The 18,408-nt window shown below is 72.9% G+C and carries 19 protein-coding genes; 5 read left to right on the forward strand and 14 right to left on the reverse strand.

Annotation, left to right across the window (positions count from 1 at the left end):
- The first annotated feature begins 33 nt into the window (after window positions 1-33).
- Window positions 34-489 carry a GNAT family N-acetyltransferase gene (locus BUB75_RS22930; RefSeq protein WP_073259851.1) on the forward strand — a complete coding sequence of 152 codons (456 nt, stop codon included), beginning with the start codon at window positions 34-36 and terminating at the stop codon, window positions 487-489.
- 2 nt (window positions 490-491) lie between these two features.
- On the opposite strand, the gene BUB75_RS22935 is transcribed toward BUB75_RS22930, so the two are convergent.
- The 10 genes from BUB75_RS22935 to BUB75_RS22980 form a co-directional block, all read right to left on the reverse strand.
- A complete protein-coding gene (locus tag BUB75_RS22935) occupies window positions 492-1,361 on the reverse strand; it encodes a crotonase/enoyl-CoA hydratase family protein (RefSeq protein WP_073259852.1) in 870 nt (289 codons plus the stop codon).
- 126 nt (window positions 1,362-1,487) lie between these two features.
- A complete protein-coding gene (gene atpE / locus BUB75_RS22940; RefSeq protein WP_178379971.1) occupies window positions 1,488-1,676 on the reverse strand; it encodes an ATP synthase F0 subunit C in 189 nt (62 codons plus the stop codon).
- 145 nt (window positions 1,677-1,821) lie between these two features.
- The gene (locus BUB75_RS22945) at window positions 1,822-2,742 is read right to left on the reverse strand and encodes an MBL fold metallo-hydrolase (RefSeq protein WP_073259853.1); all 921 of its coding nucleotides are present in this window, start codon (window positions 2,740-2,742) and stop codon (window positions 1,822-1,824) included.
- 18 nt (window positions 2,743-2,760) lie between these two features.
- Window positions 2,761-3,915: a winged helix DNA-binding domain-containing protein gene (locus tag BUB75_RS22950; RefSeq protein ID WP_073259854.1), complete on the reverse strand. Its 1,155-nt coding sequence runs from the start codon at window positions 3,913-3,915 to the stop codon at window positions 2,761-2,763.
- 25 nt (window positions 3,916-3,940) lie between these two features.
- Window positions 3,941-5,326, reverse strand: a complete 1,386-nt coding sequence (locus tag BUB75_RS22955; protein ID WP_073259855.1) for a hypothetical protein — start codon at window positions 5,324-5,326, stop codon at window positions 3,941-3,943.
- A gap of 53 nt (window positions 5,327-5,379) precedes the next feature.
- Window positions 5,380-6,609, reverse strand: a complete 1,230-nt coding sequence (locus tag BUB75_RS22960; RefSeq protein ID WP_073259856.1) for an ABC transporter substrate-binding protein — start codon at window positions 6,607-6,609, stop codon at window positions 5,380-5,382.
- Window positions 6,606-7,769 carry a branched-chain amino acid ABC transporter permease gene (locus tag BUB75_RS22965; RefSeq protein ID WP_084741615.1) on the reverse strand — a complete coding sequence of 388 codons (1,164 nt, stop codon included), beginning with the start codon at window positions 7,767-7,769 and terminating at the stop codon, window positions 6,606-6,608. Before BUB75_RS22965 ends, BUB75_RS22960 begins: the two co-directional genes overlap by 4 nt.
- Window positions 7,762-8,652, reverse strand: a complete 891-nt coding sequence (locus BUB75_RS22970) for a branched-chain amino acid ABC transporter permease (protein ID WP_073259858.1) — start codon at window positions 8,650-8,652, stop codon at window positions 7,762-7,764. Before BUB75_RS22970 ends, BUB75_RS22965 begins: the two co-directional genes overlap by 8 nt.
- Window positions 8,649-9,464, reverse strand: a complete 816-nt coding sequence (locus BUB75_RS22975; protein WP_073260233.1) for an ABC transporter ATP-binding protein — start codon at window positions 9,462-9,464, stop codon at window positions 8,649-8,651. Before BUB75_RS22975 ends, BUB75_RS22970 begins: the two co-directional genes overlap by 4 nt.
- Window positions 9,461-10,246 carry an ABC transporter ATP-binding protein gene (locus BUB75_RS22980; protein ID WP_073259859.1) on the reverse strand — a complete coding sequence of 262 codons (786 nt, stop codon included), beginning with the start codon at window positions 10,244-10,246 and terminating at the stop codon, window positions 9,461-9,463. Before BUB75_RS22980 ends, BUB75_RS22975 begins: the two co-directional genes overlap by 4 nt.
- Window positions 10,247-10,454: 208 nt before the next feature.
- Here BUB75_RS22980 and BUB75_RS22985 point away from each other — a divergent pair, with 208 nt between their 5' ends.
- A complete protein-coding gene (locus BUB75_RS22985; protein ID WP_073259860.1) occupies window positions 10,455-11,273 on the forward strand; it encodes a class I SAM-dependent methyltransferase in 819 nt (272 codons plus the stop codon).
- 112 nt (window positions 11,274-11,385) lie between these two features.
- Window positions 11,386-12,606: a PucR family transcriptional regulator gene (locus BUB75_RS22990; protein ID WP_073259861.1), complete on the forward strand. Its 1,221-nt coding sequence runs from the start codon at window positions 11,386-11,388 to the stop codon at window positions 12,604-12,606.
- Here BUB75_RS22990 and BUB75_RS46415 read toward each other — a convergent pair.
- Window positions 12,509-13,597, reverse strand: coding sequence for a serine/threonine-protein kinase (locus BUB75_RS46415; RefSeq protein ID WP_073259862.1), 1,089 nt, complete (start codon window positions 13,595-13,597; stop codon window positions 12,509-12,511). The two genes, BUB75_RS22990 and BUB75_RS46415, sit on opposite strands and share 98 nt — an antisense overlap.
- 208 nt (window positions 13,598-13,805) lie before the next feature.
- Here BUB75_RS46415 and BUB75_RS23000 point away from each other — a divergent pair, with 208 nt between their 5' ends.
- On the forward strand, window positions 13,806-14,558 hold the full coding sequence (locus BUB75_RS23000) for a DUF7662 domain-containing protein (protein ID WP_073259863.1): 753 nt from the start codon (window positions 13,806-13,808) through the stop codon (window positions 14,556-14,558).
- Window positions 14,559-14,634: 76 nt separating this feature from the next.
- On the forward strand, window positions 14,635-15,030 hold the full coding sequence (locus BUB75_RS23005) for a DoxX family protein (RefSeq protein ID WP_073259864.1): 396 nt from the start codon (window positions 14,635-14,637) through the stop codon (window positions 15,028-15,030).
- Here BUB75_RS23005 and nhaA read toward each other — a convergent pair.
- Genes nhaA through BUB75_RS23020 form a run of 3 tightly spaced genes read right to left on the reverse strand, consistent with a single transcriptional unit; the run spans window position 15,027 to window position 18,348 of the window.
- Window positions 15,027-16,328: a Na+/H+ antiporter NhaA gene (nhaA, locus tag BUB75_RS23010; RefSeq protein WP_073259865.1), complete on the reverse strand. Its 1,302-nt coding sequence runs from the start codon at window positions 16,326-16,328 to the stop codon at window positions 15,027-15,029. The two genes, BUB75_RS23005 and nhaA, sit on opposite strands and share 4 nt — an antisense overlap.
- Window positions 16,319-17,272, reverse strand: coding sequence for an aldo/keto reductase (locus tag BUB75_RS23015; protein WP_073259866.1), 954 nt, complete (start codon window positions 17,270-17,272; stop codon window positions 16,319-16,321). Before BUB75_RS23015 ends, nhaA begins: the two co-directional genes overlap by 10 nt.
- Complete coding sequence (locus BUB75_RS23020; protein ID WP_218617716.1) at window positions 17,269-18,348, reverse strand: MBL fold metallo-hydrolase; 1,080 nt, start codon at window positions 18,346-18,348, stop codon at window positions 17,269-17,271. The genes BUB75_RS23015 and BUB75_RS23020 overlap by 4 nt, the downstream gene beginning before the upstream one ends.
- Between the last annotated feature and the right edge of the window lie 60 nt (window positions 18,349-18,408).

Genomic DNA, 18,408 nt, shown 5'->3' on the forward strand with positions numbered 1-18,408 from the left:
CTCGGTCTGACCGCCGCGAGTACCGTCCGCGGCATGCGGCTGGAGCGGGTCACTCCGGAGAACGTCGAGGCGGCGCTCGCGCTGAGCGTCCGCGCCGACCAGGAGGACCTGGTCGCGCCGGTGGCGGTGTCGCTCGCCGAGGCGTACGCCCACGGCGAGAACGCGTGGCCGCGGCTCGTCTACGACGGTGACCGGCTGGTCGGGTTCGTGATGGCGTTCCTCGACCTGCCGTGGGATCCCGCGGACGACCCCGACGACCGGCGTTCCGGGCTCTGGCGGTTGAACATCGCCGCGGACGCGCAGGGCAGGGGCTACGGCCGGTTCGCCGTCGGCGCGGTGTGCGACGAGATCCGCGCCCGCGGCGGCACGCAGGTCTACGTCAGCTGGACGCCACGACCGGGCGGCCCCGAGCCGTTCTATCGCAAACTCGGGTTCCGCCCGACCGGCGAGGTGAGCGACGGCGAGACCGTCGCGGTCCTCGACCTCTGAGGTCAGTCCTTCTCCGGGAAGACGCGCGGGACGTCACCGCCCGTGAATCGGGGCGGGCGCTTCTCCAGGAAGGCCCGCACGCCCTCCTTACCGTCGCCGATGCTCGTGTAGAACATCGCCAGCGAGTCGCTGAGATGGGCCTCCAGCGGGTGCGGCTGGGCGCTGTTGCGGTACATCAGCTGCCTGGTCAGCGCGGTCGCGACGGGTGAGCGGTCGGTGGTGAACTTCGCCGCGAGCGCGTAGGCGGTCGGCAGCAGGTCGTCGGCCGGGACGACCTGCCGCACCAGACCGCCCTCGTGCGCCTCCGCCGCGGACAGGATGTCGGCCGAGTACGTCCACTCCAGCGCCCGGCTGATACCCACGATCCGCGGTAGGAACCACGAACTGCAGGCCTCCGGCACGACGCCGAGCTTGCCGAAGACGAACCCGATCCGGGCCTTGTCGGACGCGAGCCGGATGTCCATCGGGAGCGTCATCGTCGCGCCGATCCCGACCGCGGGGCCGTTGATCGCGGCGATGACCGGCTTCGGGCAGTCGTAGATCGCCAGCGTCACCCGGCCACCGGTGTCCCGGACGCCGTGCACGATCTCCGGGTCGTCCAGCCGGTCCCGGATCTCCGACGGCGTCGGGCGGAGCGTCTCGTCCAGGCCGAAGACGTTGCCGGAGGCCGACAGATCCATACCGGCGCAGAACGCGCGGCCGCTGCCGGTCACGACGATCGCGGCGACGTCGTCGTCCGTGCTCGCGCGCCCGAACGCGTCGACGAGCTCCTCGGCCATGCGCACCGTGAACGCGTTGAGCTGCTCCGGCCGGTCCAGCGTCAGCGTGAGGATGCGGTCGCTGACCTGGTAGCGGATCGTGTCGTAGTCCATCACCCCACGATCTCAGGAGCCCCGCGGACGCCCGCGAGGAGCCCCGCCGCTCGCCGGAGTGGTTCAGCGTGGCGTAACTGTCGCCCCAGCGACGGCTACGCCACGCCGATCCAGAGTGGACGAACATCAGGGGATGGCGAAGGCCAGTCCGATGCCGATGATCGCCAGCGCTTCGGCCAGCGCGAAGCCGAGGATCGCGATGCCCTGCAGCGTGCCGCGCGCCTGCGGCTGCCGGGCGACGCCGTTGATGTACGCGGCGAAGATGAGGCCGATTCCTATTCCTGGGCCGATGGCGGAGAGGCCGTACCCGACCATGTTGAGGCTGCCTTTGATGGCTAAGTCCACGGTCCACACGCTCCTTCGAGCAGATAACTGGGCCAGCTATTCACTGAGTGAATAGCTGGCCACATGCTAACCGATCGATGGTCGGATCAGGACGGATTTATCCGCTCGGGGCGCGCTACGCCCAGGCGTCCTCGGGGACGCGGACCGTCGGGAACCACAGCCGGACGCCGTCGGCGTCGGCGAGCTCGCCCAGGACCCGCATCGTGACGTCGAGGTCGTCACCGGCGTACGGCAGCGCCCGGAGCGGCCGGTCCAGCGGGCGGAAGAAGTCGTCCCAGTGGATCAGCACGACACGCTGTGCGCCGACCTGCCGGACCGTCTCGTCCCAGTACTGCCGGATCTCCGTCTCCGGGCGCAGCCCCAGCTGGCCCACGCCCAGGTAGACGACGTCGGCCCGGTAACCGCGCAGCGCGCCGGGCACGAAACCCGCGCTGCCCTGGACCAGCAGCCGCCGCCCGGACGGCCCGTGCGTGAGAAACGTCGACCACGCCTCGCCGCAGCGGTACGCCGCTGCCGGGGCAGGTGGCCGCAGCGGAGCGTCGATCTCACCCGGGTAGCGGTCGGGCGGGCAGTGGTGCGACTCGACCAGCGTGATCGTGTACGGGCCGAACTCGAGCGGTTCGCCGGGGGTGACCACGCGGACGGCGTCCTCGGGAAGGCCGGCACCCCGGCCGACGTTCGCGGCCGACCGGCCGCCGACCAGCACGGCGCCGGTGCGCTCGGCGACCACCGCGGAGTCCAGCACGTGGTCGAAGTGGGTGTGCACCGGCGCGACCGCGGCCAGCCGGGACACCCCGGCGGCGGTCAGCTCGCGGGTGATCCGGTCGACGTCCGGCGCGATCCGGCCGAGCGCGACCCTCAGCAGCCCCGGGCGGCTGAAGTACCCGTCGGTCAGCACCGCGTCCTGGCCGTCGTCCACCAGCAGCGTCGCCACACCGAGGAACGTCACGCTCAGCGGGCTGGCAGCGGTGGCCGGTGGCACCGCGAACCGAGCGGCGTAGGCCGACAGGTCCGGACGCCCCAGCTTGAGTCGCACCGAGCGACTGTAACGGGATCAGGCGTGCGCGCCGACCGTTATCGGCCCGATCGTGAGGGTCGGTGTTCCCTCGAGAATCACGCCGACCCGCTCGACCTCGACGTCGAGCTCCGCGCGCCGCCGGGCGCTCAGCGGTCGCAGCGGCTCGACCGTGATCGCGAGCCGCCGCCCCGAGCGCCGCAGGTGCCAGACGCCCGCGACCACGCCGTCGATCAGCAGCACCGGGTAGTTGCCCGCCTGGCTCCCGGCCAGCGCCCGCTCCCTGGCCGGTCCGGGGAACACGCGGTCCCGCGGATGGCTGCCGACCTGGTACGCGTCGAAGTACGGCAGCAGCCGCAGCCCGCCGGGCGGATCGTCGGTCGGTGCGGCCTCGCCCGCCACGACCCAGCCGGTGAACCCCTCGACGTCGACCGGCTCCAGCTCGTCGGCGAGCGTGGCGAACAGCGTCGTCGCCCAGCCGCGTGGCGCGCTGAGCCACTGCGCGAACTGGTGCGGCGTCGCGGGGCCGTAGCTCGTGAGGTACCACCGCACCAGTTGCGCGAGCGCCTCCTCGCTGCCGGGCCGCTCGGAGGGCAGATACCGGCGCGGGCTCGCGTACGTCACCTTCCGGCCCCGGGTCGGGCCGAAACACAGGACGCCTCGGTGCGCGGCGGCGCTGATCGCCTGCCGCCAGCGCGGCCACTTGTCCTGGAACGCCTCCATCGTCCGTTCGCCCGCCCACGGCCCGGTGCGCGCGACCACCTCGTCGCCCAGCTCGTCGGTGGTCAGCGTGGCGTCGATCAGCGCGTCGTCGATCGCGGCGACCACCGCGTCGACCTCGGCCGCGGTGAACCGGACGCCGTCCGGGAACGGGCTCGCCGACGAGGGGATCGCGGACAGCGCGGCGGTCCAGACCGGAAGGTCCGCGGTGGCCAGCAGGTGCACGGTCCCGCGCGGACCGAACGTCTTGACCAGCTCGTGCCGGTCCCAGAGCGCGGCACGGACGTCGGACCGGGTCGTGTCGGCGACCCGCAGGCCGATCGACAGCTCGGCGGCCGACAGCACCTGCGCGTGCGCGCCGCAGAGCGCCCGCGCCGCCTCGGCGGCGCGCCCGGCGGGCAGCGGCGCGGTGAGCGCGTGGCGTGCGGTCCGGCGGGCGTGGACGTGGGCCCAGGTCAACTCGGAGTGGCTCATGATTCGAGGCTAGGAGCCATAGCGGTCACTTTCTGTCCGGAATCCCGCGGAACGGCGAGCGGTATTTCTTTCCGGGGCGCCGGCGGAACGGTGCCTGAACCACCTCACCGCGGCGGCGCGCGCGTTTGCGTTGTCGCTCCTGCTGACCGAGCGTTCCGGCCAGCGCCAGGAAGATGACGAGGGCGGGCAGAGCCGCGATGCGCAGCGAACCGGGCAGGTAGCGGCCCAGCACCACCTCGCCGGAGATCCGGCTTCCCACCGCCGCCTCGGTCACCAGGCGGTCGTCCAGGACGTACGCGTCCACGCCCCCGCGCACGAAGGGATCGTCGCCCGCGCCGACGGTGAGGTCACCGACCTCGGTCTCGCCGTTCCGTTCGTAGAGGACCAGGCAAGTCTCCGAGGTTCTGGCGGGCGAGCCGTTCCGGAATCGCGACGTGACGACGCAGTGCGACGGGTTGCGCGCTTGGACGGGCTCTCCGTACCGGGCGTAGTAGTCGGGGTGGGAGCTGTACACGACACCCACCACGCCGAGGACGGCGATCGGCACCAGCGCGATCACGGTCAGCCAGAGGCGTCCGCGCAGGGAGGCCCACGGGTTGTTGCCGTGCAGGATCCCCGCGGCGGTGAGGTTTGCGCCGACGGCGAGCGCGGGGGCTCCGCACAGGATCGGTATCGCCACCACCCGGGCGTCGGGCACCAGGACGAGCACGAGTCCGAGCGCCAGACCCGCGTAGCCGGCGATCCCGGCGACGACGCTCCCGCGCCCCGACCGGTCCGCCGCCCGGAGCGCCCTCCCCAGCAGCACCATCCCGGCGCTGCCCACCCCGGCGACGAACGCCGCGACGCCGAGGACGACTAACCGGACCCCGGCGGCGCCGTCGTCCGTGATCCGCCAGGTGAAGACCGCCGCGGCCACCAGGACGGCGAATACGGCCACCCCGAGCCCGGCCACCCCGAGTTCCGTGGTCGGCGTCAGCGCGTTCCGGCGCCGGGACACCAGGTACGGCGTCGCGACGTCGGGGAGCGGACGGTACGCCTTCTCGTACCAGGCCCACGCCAGGAAGAACCAGGCGATGACGACGACCACGCCCGCGGTGAGCAGCGGGACCCCGACGGGTCGAGACCGCGGATCGACCAGCGCGAGCACACCGGTCACGCACAGCCAGAACCCGACCGTCCCGCTCACCACGCGGAGCGCGGCGAGCCAGGTCCGCTCTTCCTCGAACGCGACCCGCCACCGCTCCACCGACAGCAGCGGGGGCATCGCGGTGAGCCCGGCGCCGACCGCGATCAGCCCGTACGTCCGGGTCGAGTCGAACCAGACAGCGACCAGGCCACCCAGTCCGACCAGGGCCGCAACCAGGAAGATGCCCACCCCGACCGGGCTCATCAGCGGCTGTTCGGCGTCCATCGAGCGTCAGGTTATCCAGCCTGGCCAGCCGGTGACCCGGACGGCGGGAACCGTCAGCGGCCGGCCAGCTGCTCCGCCCACTCACCCTCGAACGCGTCCTGCACGACCTTCGCTCCGCCGCGGACATCGGCCGGCCGGAAGATGAAACTCTGCAGGCTCGGCGACCGGTGCAGCGTGAAGCTGTCGATCGGCACCAGCAGCCCGTTGGTGTCGACCTGCTTCAGTTCGTTGAACGCGTTCAGCACGCCCTGGCGGGTCAGGTCGTCACGCTCGCAGGCGGCGTCCAGCACCTGGCGCATGATCTCGGCCATGCCGTACCCGAGCACCACACCAGCGCTCGGGTTCCGGGTCTCCGGGTAGGCCTTCGTGTACTCGTCGTAGAGGGCCGGGTGGCGGTCGAACGTCGACACCGGAGCGGCCACGTGCAGGTAGGACGTCAGCCAACCGGCGGTCGGCCCCTGCAGCAGGCCCGGAGCGAACACCGGGTTGCTCCCCAGGATCGGCACCCGCATGTTCTGCGCCTGCGCCGCCGCGGCGACCGACGCGGTCTGCGTCGGCGCGACGGTCAGCACGATCACGTCGACCCCGCGCGCCTTGAACTGGCTCACCTGGGCGCTCATGTCCTGGTCGGTCGCCTTGATCTGCGCCTCGACGACCGTCAGCTTCTTCTTGCCCGCGACGAACTTCGTGCCGGCCAGGCCGCTCTCGCCGTACTCACCCTCGAAGTAGATGTGGCCGACCGTGTCGCCCTCTTTGAGGAGACCCTGCTTGAACATGTAGTCGTAGCCGTTCGAGAGCTCGACGTCGTACGTCGCGCCGGGCAGGCCGGTGCCGGGGATATCGGTGAGCGTCTCGCCCCACGCCGACGGGAAGTTCACGATCCGGTCGGCTTCGTAGTCCGCGGCCAGCGCGGCGTTGATCGGCGAGCCGATCGTCTGCTGCATCGCCAGCACGCCGGACTTGATCGAGCTGTAGAGCTGGACGCCCTGCTGCGGCACGTACCCGGTGTCCTGAACGTCGAGCTTCACCGTGTACCGGTCACAGACCTTGCGGGTCTTCCAGTAGAGCGTGTTCGCGTTCGTGATGTCCTTGCCCAGCGCGGCGAAGACGCCGGTGAGGTCGGTCAGCACGCCCAGCGTGATCGTGTCGCCGTCCACCCCGACGTCGGTGGCGACCGAGCCCGAGCCGTTGTTCCCGTCGTCGGCCTTGTTGCTGCACCCGGCCAGCACGACCGCGAACGCGGTGGCGATGGCGACCAGACGGGTGCGGGCGGCGATGCTCATCGGTGCCCCCTCGGTGTCGCGGGATCGGTGGAAGGAGTGCGGCGGCGGAATCGGCGTGCGAGACCGGCCAGCCCGGTCGGGTGGAAGAGCACCACGAGGACGATCGCCAGGCCGTAGAGGTACCGGGCGGCCTCACCGGCGGCCAGGCCACCGCCGCCGGCGTCGGTGACCAGCGGCAGCGCGTCCGCGTAACGCTGGAGCACGAGCGGGAGCGCGGCGACGAACACCGCCCCGGCGATCGCGCCGCCCAGCGAGCCGAGCCCGCCGAGGACGATCATCGCGAGGTACTGGATGGAGACGAACAGGCCGAACGACTCCGGCGCGACGCTCCCGATCGAGAGCGCGTAGATCACCCCGGCCAGCCCGCCGTACGCCGAGCTGACCAGGAACACCCCGGCCTTGTACCGCTGGACGTCCACGCCCATCACCGAAGCCGCGACCTCGCTGTCGCGCAGCGTCCGCAGCGCCAGGCCGGGGCGGCTGCGCAGCAGATTGCGGGCGAACAGGTAGGAGACCAGCGCCAGCGCCAGCCCGAGGTACCAGAGCCGCTCGGACTCCCGGAACGGGACGCCGAGCAGCGTCAGCGCGGGCGTGTCCGCGAACTGGAACCCGAAGAGCGTGAACTCCGGCACCGAACGGCCGTTGAACCCGCCGGTGACCGACGTCCAGCTGTTGAGGACGTGCTGGCCGATGAAGACCAGCGCGAGCGACGCGACGCCGAGGTAGATACCGCGGAGCCGGGCCGCGATCGGGCTGAACGCCAGCCCCGCGACGCCCGCCAGCACGACGCCGACGACCAGCCCGAACAACGGCGGCCAGCCCAGCCCGGACAGCTCGTCGGCCCGGACACCGCTCGGGTCGTCGGCCACGAACGTGTAGCTGATCGCGCCGACCGCGAGGAAGAACGAGTGCGCGAGCGACAGCTGGCCCGCGGTCCCGACCAGCAAATTCAGCCCGAGCGCACCGACCACGGCACCGCAGATCGCGAAGCCGGTCCGCAGCCAGAACTCCTCGACGTAGAACGGCGCGACCAGCAGCACGACCAGCACCGCACCGACGACGAGCAGCCGCACCGGCCGCTCGACGCGACGCTTCGGCGGCCCGGCCGCACCGGACGGCGCGGGGGCAGCGGGCTCGGCCACGCGGGCGGGCTCAGACACGTGTCAGTTCCTTCGTCCCGAACAGACCCGACGGCCGCACCAGCAGGACGACGATCATCACCAGGTACGGCACGACCGCGCCGATGCCCCGCCCCAGGAACAGCAGGTGGTCCTGGTAGCCGGCGGCCAGCGCCTCCGCGACGCCGATCAGCAGGCCGCCGACCAGCGCGCCGCCGGTCGAGTCCAGGCCGCCGAGGATCGCGGCGGGCAGCGCGCCGAGCGCCACCGTGTACACCGCCGGGCTCACCCCCGGCGTCGGCGCACCGACGAGGAACAGCGCCGCCACCGCCGCCAGCACACCGGCGATCAGCCAGGCGATCGCCGACACCCGGCCCTGCCGGATTCCCATCAGCGCCGCGGCCTCGCCGTCCTCGGCCGCCGCCCGCATCGCCACGCCCCAGTCCGAGTACTTGAACGCGGCGAAGAACAGGGCGATCAGGATGGTGGCGACGCCGATCGCGAGCGCACGGTTCGTGCTGATGCCGACGTCACCCAGCCGGACGACGTCCCCGGCCCAGGGGTGGGGCACGTTGAGGATGTCCGACCCGATCCGCCGGATCATGTCGGTGACCAGGATGATGTCGACGCCGATCGTCACTACGGCCAGGCTGATGTCCGGCGCGCCACGCAGTGGGTTGATCACCAGCCGCTCGATCAGCAGCGACACCGCGGCGGTGAGCGTGATCCCGGCCAGCGCGCCGAGCCAGAACCCCCACGGCTCGGCGAACCGGACGATCGCGTACGCCCCGAGCAGCAGCAGCGAGCCGTGGGTGAAGCTCACGACGCCGCTGGCCTTGAAGATCACCACGAAGCCGAGCGCGATCAGCGCGTACATCGCGCCCAGCGAAACGCCGTTGAGCAGCAGCGAGAGGAACTGGCTCACGTGTCCTCCCCGTGGGTCGCGGTGGGTGGTGGCAGCACGTCGCTGCCCGAGCCGAGGTAGGCGCGGATCACCTCGGGGTCGGATTGGATCTCCGCCGGGCTGCCGTCGGCGATCCGGCGTCCGAAGTCGAGCACCGTGACCCGGTCGGCCAGCGCCATGACCAGGCTCATGTCGTGTTCGACGAGCACGATCGATATCCCCAGCGCGGTGCGGATCGCGCCGATCGTCCCGGCCATCCGCGCGGTCTCGTCGGCGTTCATGCCGGCCACCGGTTCGTCCAGCAGCAGGATCCGCGGTTCGGTGCAGAGCGCCCTGGCGGCCTCGACGCGCTTCTGGTCGCCGTAGGAGAGCGCGCCGACCGGTGTGTCGAGCTTGCCGCCGAGCTCGAGGAAGTCGGCGATCTCGGCCACCCGCGCGGCGTGCCGCCGATACTCGCGGGTGGCGGTGGGCAGCCGCAGACCCGCCGCGAGGAAGCCGGTGCGGGTGAGGTGGTGCCTGCCGAGCATGAGGTTCTCGGCCACGGTCTGCCCGCCGGAGAGCGCGATGTTCTGGAACGTCCTGGCGACGCCGACGCCCGCGATCTGGAACGGGCGCATCCGGTCCAGCCGCGCCGGCCCGAACCGCACCGCCCCTGCGGCGGCGCGATACACCCCGGACAACACGTTGAACAGCGTCGACTTCCCGGCGCCGTTCGGACCGATGACCGCGTGGATCGCGCCCGGCTCGACCGTGAACGAGACGCCCGACAGCGCGGCGAGCGCACCGAACCGCACGGTGACGTCGTCCACTTCCAGGGTCGGGATCTCGGTCATCCGGACCACCGCGACAGGGTCCGGCGGGGCGCCGCCTCGCCGGGAGCGGCGCGGGTGGTGTCCTGACCGAGGTAGAGGCGCTGCACCTCGTCGCTGCCGGCGAGTTCGGCCGCCGTGCCGGAGAGCGACACCCGTCCGACGTCGAGCACGTAGGCCTGCTCGGCGACGCTGAGCGCCATCGTGGCGTTCTGCTCGATCAGCAGCACCGCGGTGCCCTGCCGGTTGATCTCGGTGATCACCTCGCCGATCTGGCCGATCACCCGGGGCGCCAGCCCCAGCGACGGCTCGTCGAGGAGCAGGAGTTTCGGGTCGGCCATCAGTGCCCGGCCGATCGCCAGCATCTGCTGCTCACCGCCGGACAACAGCGCGCCGCGTTGCGTCCGCCGTTCTTTGAGGACCGGGAACAGGTCGTGCACCCGGTCGCGCGCCCGCGCCTTCGCGGCGCGGTCGGAATTGGCCAGCCCACCCGCGCGGAGGTTCTCCTCGACGGTCAGCCGACCGAAGATCCGGCGTCCCTCCGGGACGTGAACGACACCGCGGCGGACGATGGTCCCGGGATCGGTGCCGGGAAGGTCACGGTCGTCGAGGCGGATCCGGCCGGCGTCGATCCGCCCGGACTGCAGGCGCAGCGTGCCGGAGATCGCCCGGAGCAGCGTGCTCTTCCCGGCGCCGTTGCTGCCGAGCACCGCGACCACCGCGCCGTTGGGCACCGAGAGCGTCACGCCACGAAGGGCCTGGACCACACCACCGTAGGAGACGTGGACGTCGTCGACCGTCAGCACGGAGGTCCTCCCTGCGTGGGGGCCCGGCAGAGTGGGACACAGTGTGTCCTACGACACAGGGCTGCCCGGCCGATGCCGCGGGATCGGTGTCCGAAGCACTGTTCGTGGCGTGATCGGGTGTGCAGCGTGCACACCCCGCTCGCGTGCGGCGTCGCGTTGGTGACTCGGCCCACCCCGTCGGCGTCCACCCGGCGGATAGTCGCGAGGCATGTCGACTCCATCGAGTGATACCTACATCTACAGCCAGGAGTGGGAGCAGGAGCGCGGGCGGCTGGAAGGCCTCTCCGCCGGCTTCGACGAGGTGACGATTCGTCATCTCACCGCGGCGGGCGTCCCGACCGGAGGGCGCTGCCTGGAGGTCGGGGCGGGCGCGGGCAGCATCGCGCGGTGGCTCGCCACCGCGGTGGGCCCCACCGGCCGGGTGGTGGCCACCGACCTCGACGTCCGGTTCCTCGAAGCGGACTCCGTCATCGAGGTACGGCAGCACGACGTGACCACCGACCCTCTCGAGGAGGGCGCGTACGACGTCGTGCACGCCCGCGCCGTGCTGGAGCACATCCCCGACCGGGCGCGCATCGTGGCCAAACTCGCCACCGCACTCCGCCCCGGTGGGGCGCTGGTCCTCGAGGACACCGTGTTCGGCGGTCCGGAGACCGCCGCGTGGCAGGCGGTCACGGTCCCGGCGTCGGTGGCGCCCGCGCAGGCCCGCACGCTGGCCGCGGTGGCCACCGCGTTCCGCGCGATCGGTGCCGACCCCGAGTTCGGTCTGCAGCTGTCGACGACGCTCCGCGCGGCCGGTCTCGTCGACGTCGAGGCGGACCTCACCTACCGCGTCGTCCGCGGTGGTTCGCCGGAGTCCGCGTTCTCCAAGCTCACCATGCACCAGATCGGCCCGCGGCTGATCGAGATCGGGCTGCTCTCCCCGGAGGACTACACCGAAGCGCTGGCGATCGTCGACGACCCCGACGCCCAGTGGCTGTCGATCGGGCTGGCCGGCGCGACCGGGCGGGCACCGGGCAAACGATGACGTTCTGCGGTGTGCACACTGCACACTGTGGCGGCCCGTCGTCCGGAGCGGGTGCACGGGACCGGCGTCAGGCGCTGTCGATCGCGGGTCGGAGTCTCTACGCTCCGCCGATATGTCAGCGGCTCCGGTCGGCCCGAGCGTGCACGCGCTCGCCGCGCTGCTGCGCGCCCACCGTCTGCCCGCGCTGACCGGCGAGGTGTTCCGGCACGTCGTCGAGTTGCGGCCGGAGTACCTCGCGAGCGGCGCGCTGAGCGCGACCGACCTCCGCGACACCTGCCGGGTCAGCCTCGGCCAGATGCTCGGTGAGCTGGCGGACGGTGGCGCCGGGGGACGGCTGTCGCTGGAGGAGACCGGACGTCGGCGCGCGCAGGAGGGCGCGCCGATGGAGTGGCTGCTCCACGGGTATCGGCTCTGCGCTCGGGCGATCTGGCAGGCGCTGGTGAGCGAGGCGACCCGCAGCGGCGACGACGGCGTCCGCCGCCTGCTGGCCGAGGCGGTCGTCGTCTGGGATGCCCTGGACCGGGTCTCCACCGTCGTCGCCGCCGCGTACCGGGAGGAACAGACCCGCCTGCAGCGCACCACCCGGCTGCGCCGGGAGACCGTGCTCTCCGGGTTGCTCGAACGCCGGCCGCCGACGCCGTCGGCGGTCGCCGAGGCCAGCGACGTGCTGGGGATCCCCGCGCGCGGGCCCCGCCTGGTCGTGACCGCGACCGCGTGCACGCCGTCGGACGACGGGCGGAACCCGGAGGCGGCGCTGCGGGCGGCCGGCTTCCCGTCGGTCTGGGTCACCCACGGGGCGCGCGAGTCCGGTCTGGTGGCCCTCGATCATCCGGACGACGTCGAGGGCGCCGTCGCGGCGCTGGTGGACTGCGTTCCGGGCCAGGCGTCGGTGTCGCCGGTGATCGACGGGTTCGACGACGTCGCGACAGCCCACCGCCTGACGGTGCTCACTCTGCGGACGCTGCCCACCGGCCACCGCGGGGTCGTGCTGGTCACCGACCGGCTGCCGCACGCGCTGGTCGCCGCCGCACCGGACGTGGCGGAGGTCCTCGTCCGGCACACGCTCGGCGGGCTCTCCGCGCTGCGTCCGTCCGAGTGGGACGCCTACGTCGAGACGCTCGAGGCGCTGGTGGAGTGCGACGGGTCGGTATCGGCAGCGGCCCGCAGGCTGGGTTGCCACCGCAACACGGTGCAGAAGCGGCTGCACCGGATCGAGGCGCTGACCGGGCGGCGGCTCACGTCGCTCCGGGCGATGGTGGAACTGTCGCTGGCACTTCCGGCGGTGCGTCTGGACGCGACGAGCTCAGCCGCCCCCGGCCGACCTCCGGGATGACGGCGGGCGTCGCCGCGGCGGGGCGCGGGGTGCGGGTGGCGACGTGGTAGCCGACGGCGGTGGCGCCGAGCGTGCCGCCCCAGGCCACGAAGACCACGAGCGTGCCGGTCGCCGCCCACCCGGACAGCACGTCCGCACCGGACGAGGAGCCGTCGGCCAGCGCCGCGATCAGCGCGGCGGTGGACAGGAGGCCGTACGCGACCAGCGCTGCCGCGACCGTGCCCGCGGGCACCAGCGCGAGCAGCCGGGGGACCGCGCGCCCGCCGAGGTGCGGCACCCACTCCGGCACTATCTGGCCCCAGCGCTGCGCCAGACCGAGCACCAGTAAGCCGGCCAGCGGCGGTATCGCGGTGATCGCGATCCCGGCGGTGCTGCTCAGCTCGGCGTCGATGTCGTCCACCATCGCGGACGAGATGCCGAACGGCACCCCGAGCAACCAGAGCGCGTGGGGGACCGCCCAGCCGATCCAGGGCAGCACCGCCGCCGTGTACGCCGTGATCCGGGCCCAGCGGGGCACCGGCCGCAGCGTCGGCGTGCCTCCCGGCGCCACCGGGGTCAGCGCCGCGGCCAGCTCGCCGAAGAGCACACCGCCACCGAGCAGGGCCAGCCGTCCGAACAGGTCCCGCCAGTCCTCCGGCCGGCCGCCGATCGCCGCCGGGAGTTCGAACAGCAGGTGCAGCGGGAACGAGGCCAGCACCAGGCCGGCCGCACCGGCCCAGGCGGCGGCCGCGGCCACCCGGCCCGGACGCCACAGCGCCAGCACCGCGCAGCCGGCCAGCAGGGCGCAGGCCAGCAGTGCGCCCCATCCGACCCCGAACGGAACCGCCGTCACCCGGTCGGCGCCGCACCCGCCGCTCGGGTCGGCCGGGAGGTCGGTCCGGTCGCAGGCGGTGTATCCCCACCGGCTCCCGGCCAGCCAGGACGCCCGCAGGAGAATCTCGCCGACCGCGAACGTCAGCGCTGCCCAGGCCCGTAACCGGTGATCCACCACAGTGCACTCCCCGTGTCGACGACGCGCGGTCATCGTGGCGGGGTGGCGCTGTGACGTTACTGTGCGGTACTCAGGCGAGTCACAGCGTGCAGGACCGGCTCCGAAATGGGGCGGTAAGGGTGGGATCGGATCGGTAAGGTCGGAGGAGGATCGGCGTCACCGCCTCCGCACCGCGGACCGCGTCGGACGAATCCGAGGTGATCGGATCATGGGGAAGTACGACCCGCTCCGCCGGCACCTGGCCGCGGTGCCGAACGACCAGCAAGAGATCGGACTGTCGTTAGGGGAGGTCGAGGGCCTCGTCGGCACCCTCCCGCCGTCGGCCAGGGACTACCGCGCCTGGTGGGGCAACAGTGGCACGTCACCGCAGGCGGCCGCGTGGCTCGCCGCCGGGTTCGTCGTTGATCGCGTCGACCTCAGCGGCGGGCGGGTGGCGTTCGTGCGGCGCGGCCGTGACGACTTCCGCGACCCGGGTGGCTACCGGGATCCGGACGCCTACCGGGAGGGGTTCCGCCCGTTCGAGAACCCGGACGCCGGTCAGTCGGAGGCGGCCGTCCAGGCTCACCTCGTCGCCCACCTGACCCGGAGCGGCTGGGAGATCCAGCGGGTCGCCGACACCGCCGACTCCGCCGCCACCGAGCGCGGCATCGACGTCGTCGCGCGCCAGGGCCATTGCACCTGGGCGATCGAGGTGAAGGGCTCTCCGCGCCGTTCCGGCACCGCCGCCCCGGGCGAGCAGGCGCGGCATGGCTACGCCGCCGCGCTGCTGAAAGCCGTCCTCGTCCGCGACGCCTACCCCGGGTACCGGGTGGCGATCGCGCTGCCGGACGTCCCCAGCTACCGCTCGCTGTTCGAGCGCAGCCGCCGCAGCCTCGACGACCTGGCGGTCACGATGTTCTTCGTGACCGCGGGCGGCCACGTCACGTCGACGGTGTCGACCGCGGGCGGCGAGTGCGGCTGACGCGGATCCAGCGGGCGGCTCGCGGGTTGGCGGGTTAGGTTTCGGGGGCACCGCAGCCGACGAACGGAGAGCACCGGTGACCACCCCTTCCCGCGCACTACGCGCGGCCGGACAGGTCGCGCTCGGCGCCGTCCTGGTCGGCGCAGGCGTCGGCCATCTGACCACGCTGCGCGAGGAGTTCCAGGCCCAGGTACCCAGCTGGATCCCCGTCGACCCGGACACCGTCGTCCTCGGTTCGGGCGTCGTCGAGATCGCGCTCGGCGCGTCGCTGCTGACCACGTGGCGGCAGCCCGCGCGGCGACGGCTCGGGACGCTCGTCGCCGGGTTCTTCGTCGCGGTGTTCCCGGGCAACATCGCGCAGCTCGTCGAACACAAGGACGCGTTCGGGCTGGACTCCGACCGCAAGCGCGCGCTGCGCCTGCTGGGCCAGCCCGCCCTCGTCGCGTGGGCCCGCGCCGCCACCAAGGGTTAGCGCTGGTAGATGTCCGGGATGCCGTCGTGATCGGTGTCGAGCGTCTCCTCCTCGGCGATTCTCCGGTAGGTCCGGTTCCGGGCGCGGAGAACGCCGGCGGCCAGCAGCGCGGCGAGCAGTGACCCGCCGAGGATCGCGACCTTCGCGTGTTCGTCGTGGACGCTGCCCGCGCCGAACGCGAGTTCGCTGACGAGCAGCGACACGGTGAAGCCGATACCGGCCAGCATCGCGAGGCCGGTGACGTCGACCCAGCCGAGTCCGGCGGCCAGGTCGGCGCGGGTGAAGCGCGCGACCAGCCAGGTCGTGCCGAGCACACCGACGGTCTTGCCGATCACCAACCCGGCCGCGACCCCGACCGTGACCGGGTCGGTCAGTGCGGTGGTCAGGCCGTGCAGCCCGCCGACGGTCACCCCGGCAGAGAAGAACGCAAAGACCGGCACCGCGACGCCCGCCGAGAGCGGCCGGAAGCGGTGCTCGAAGTGCTCGGCGAGGCCCGGGCCGGCGTCGCCGCGCGCACTGCGCAGCACCGGCACCGCGAACCCCAGCAGAACGCCGGCCACCGTCGCGTGCACCCCCGAGGCGTGCACCAGCGCCCAGCTCACCACCGCAAGCGGGAGCAGCAACCACCACGCGCGCACCCGCCGCTGCACCAGCAGCGTGAACAGCCCCAGCGGCACCAGCGCGACCAGCAGCGGCACCGGGCTCAGGTCGTCGGTGAAGACGACCGCGATGATCACGATCGCGATCAGGTCGTCGACGACCGCGAGCGTCAGCAGGAACGTCCGGAGCGCGGACGGCAGGTGGCTGCCGATCACGGCGAGGACGGCGAGCGCGAACGCGATGTCGGTCGCGGTGGGGATCGCCCAGCCGCGGAGCGGCCCGTCCCCGACGACGACGATGACGAGGTAGAGCAGGGCGGGCACGGCCACACCGCCGAGCGTCGCCGCGATCGGGACCGCGGCCCGGCGAGGATCGCGCAGGTCACCCGCGACGAACTCGCGCTTGAGTTCGAGACCGGCGACGAAGAAGAAGATCGCGAGCAGGCCGTCGGCGGCCCAGGCGCCGACGGTGAGGTCGAGGTGCAGTGCGGCCGGGCCCAGCTCGGTGTCGCGGAGCGTCTCGTAGGCGCCGGACCAGGGCGAGTTGGCCCAGATCAGCGCACTGACCGCGGCGATCAGGAGGAGCGCGCCACCGATCGTCTCGCGGCGCAGGATGTCGGCGATCCGGCGGGCCTCCGGCCAGGAGCCGGGGGCGAGCAGCCGGAGCGCGGGGGAGCGGCGCACGGCGCTCAGCGCCATTCCCGGCGGGACCGGGTCGCCCAGTAGTCGGCGGGAGCCTCGGCCAGGTCGGCCAGCTGCGCCGCCGCGTCCGCGGGCAGGATCCCCGCCTCGGCCGCGCGCCGGTTCCGGGCGATCTGGTCGGTGGTCACCGCGCCGGTCAGCACCCGCCCGGCCCACGGCTGGGCCAGCGCCACCGCCATCGCGAACTCGTCCAGCGGCAACCCGAGCCGCTTCGCGACGTCCGCCGCCCGCGCGACTCCCGGCGTGCCGTCCGGCTCGGTCGCCGCGAGCCGCCCGTTCGCGAGGCACTCTTTGAGGACGACCGCGACCCCGGCGTCGGCGGCTTCGGCCAGCGCCGGACCCACCGACGGTTCCAGCACGTTCCACGTCGACTGGACAACCGAGAACAGCGGCGCGCCGCCCACCACGACGCCGAGCGCCCGCCGCACCGAGTCGGCCTGCGCCGGCCCGGACGTGGACACCCCCACCCGGACGCCGGTGTCCCGGAGGCGCGCGAGCTCCCCGAGCAGCTCGGCGTCGTCGAGCGCCGGGCTCTCGGGTGTGACCGAGTGGATCTGGTAGACCGCGACCGTGTCGCCGAGCAGTGCCCGCGTCTCCGCCCACTGGCGGCGGAACGCCTGCACCGAGTGGTCCTTCACCTCGTGGACGCGACGGTCCGTGCGCCAGTCCCCGACGTAGGTGTATCCCCACTTGGACGCGACGATCAGATCCGTGACGTCCGGACGGGACGCGCGCCAGGCGGCGAGGAACTCCTCGGCGCGCCCGTACGAGCGGGCGGCATCGACATACCGCACACCGGCAGCGTAGGCGGCGTCCAACAGCTCAGCGGTACGGGCGCGCAGGGCAGCAACCGACCGATCGTCGCCCAACTCGGCGGACCGGGCCGCCGTCAGGTAGGCCGGCCGCCCGACGGCGGCCAAACCGAGCCCGAGGCGCGTCATCCGTCGACCCGGACGCGCGGGGCCCCACCCGGCTCACCGGCCACCCAGGCCAGCTCACCGCGGCCGACCAGGTGCTGCACGTGTGCCGCGGTTTCGCCGAGGGCGGCGAATCGCATCCGGCCGATCTCCGCCCACGGCCGCGACCAGGTCAGACCGACCGCGATCTGCCACATCGTCGGCTGCCCGAGCGACGCGACGACCGCGACCAGCTCCCGGCAGCGCTCCTCGTGGTGCGCGATCAGTTCCGCCGACCGCGCGCTCAGCCCGCGGAACCGGTACTCGTGCGCGGGCAGCGCGTCGTGGTCGTCGTACCCGGCGACCTTCTGCAGCGAGGCGAGGAAGTCCGCCAGCGGCGCGCCCTCGGCCGAGGGGTTCAGTCCGATGTTCGGGCTGATCCGGGGCAGCACGTGGTCGCCGGTGAGCAGCACCTTCGTGTCCTCGTCGGCCAGGCAGATGTGACCGGGCGTGTGGCCGGGCGTCCAGACCGTGCGGATGCGCCTGCCGGGTAGCGGCACCAGCTCGCCGTCCTCCAGCAGGACGTCGGGCTCGGCCATCCGGAAGTCCGGCTCGCTGCGCGGGTTGCCGCCGGTGAGCAGCTCCTCGATGTCCTCGTCGCTGGCACCGGACACCTTCAGGATCTGCGTCATGCCCCGGCGGCGAATCTCCGGCGTGGTCGCGCCCATCCGCTGCGGCATGTTGTCGGCCTCGGCCGGGTGCATCGCGACCCAGGCGCCGGTGGCCTCCCGCAGCCGGAGCGAGAGCCCGTGGTGGTCCGGGTGGACGTGGGTCGCGACCATGCCGAGGACGTCGTCGAGCGCGAACCCGGCGACCTCGAGCCCGGCCAGCAGCGCCGACCAGGTTTCCTCGTCGTTCCATCCGGGGTCGACGACGACCACGCCGGTGTCGCCGGGGAGCAGGTAGCTCAGCGTGTAGCGCAGTGGGTTGTCGGGGATCGGTACCGGCACCGACCAGATCCCACCCGGCAACTTCTCGATCGGCGGCAGCTCCCGCCGTCCCCAGGCCGCCTGCTGCTCCGTGCCCAGCACGACGATCCCGTCCGACCCGGTTGCTGTCACCGTTCCACCCTTCGGTCCGCCCGCGACGCCGCCGGGCCCCCTAAAAGTAGAACCTAAGTC

It is taken from the genome of Cryptosporangium aurantiacum (assembly GCF_900143005.1).
Classification (GTDB): domain Bacteria; phylum Actinomycetota; class Actinomycetes; order Mycobacteriales; family Cryptosporangiaceae; genus Cryptosporangium; species Cryptosporangium aurantiacum.

Bases quoted from the DNA above. Each gene is read 5' to 3' on its own strand.
- BUB75_RS22930 (WP_073259851.1), top strand. From the start codon at position 34: ATGCGGCTGGAGCGGGTCACTCCGGAGAACGTCGAGGCGGCGCTCGCG.
- BUB75_RS22935 (WP_073259852.1), bottom strand. From the start codon at position 1,361: ATGGACTACGACACGATCCGCTACCAGGTCAGCGACCGCATCCTCACG.
- atpE (WP_178379971.1), bottom strand. From the start codon at position 1,676: ATGGTCGGGTACGGCCTCTCCGCCATCGGCCCAGGAATAGGAATCGGC.
- BUB75_RS22950 (WP_073259854.1), bottom strand. From the start codon at position 3,915: ATGAGCCACTCCGAGTTGACCTGGGCCCACGTCCACGCCCGCCGGACC.
- BUB75_RS22955 (WP_073259855.1), bottom strand. From the start codon at position 5,326: ATGGACGCCGAACAGCCGCTGATGAGCCCGGTCGGGGTGGGCATCTTC.
- BUB75_RS22960 (WP_073259856.1), bottom strand. From the start codon at position 6,609: ATGAGCATCGCCGCCCGCACCCGTCTGGTCGCCATCGCCACCGCGTTC.
- BUB75_RS22975 (WP_073260233.1), bottom strand. From the start codon at position 9,464: ATGACCGAGATCCCGACCCTGGAAGTGGACGACGTCACCGTGCGGTTC.
- BUB75_RS22985 (WP_073259860.1), top strand. From the start codon at position 10,455: ATGTCGACTCCATCGAGTGATACCTACATCTACAGCCAGGAGTGGGAG.
- BUB75_RS22990 (WP_073259861.1), top strand. From the start codon at position 11,386: ATGTCAGCGGCTCCGGTCGGCCCGAGCGTGCACGCGCTCGCCGCGCTG.
- BUB75_RS23000 (WP_073259863.1), top strand. From the start codon at position 13,806: ATGGGGAAGTACGACCCGCTCCGCCGGCACCTGGCCGCGGTGCCGAAC.
- nhaA (WP_073259865.1), bottom strand. From the start codon at position 16,328: ATGGCGCTGAGCGCCGTGCGCCGCTCCCCCGCGCTCCGGCTGCTCGCC.
- BUB75_RS23015 (WP_073259866.1), bottom strand. From the start codon at position 17,272: ATGACGCGCCTCGGGCTCGGTTTGGCCGCCGTCGGGCGGCCGGCCTAC.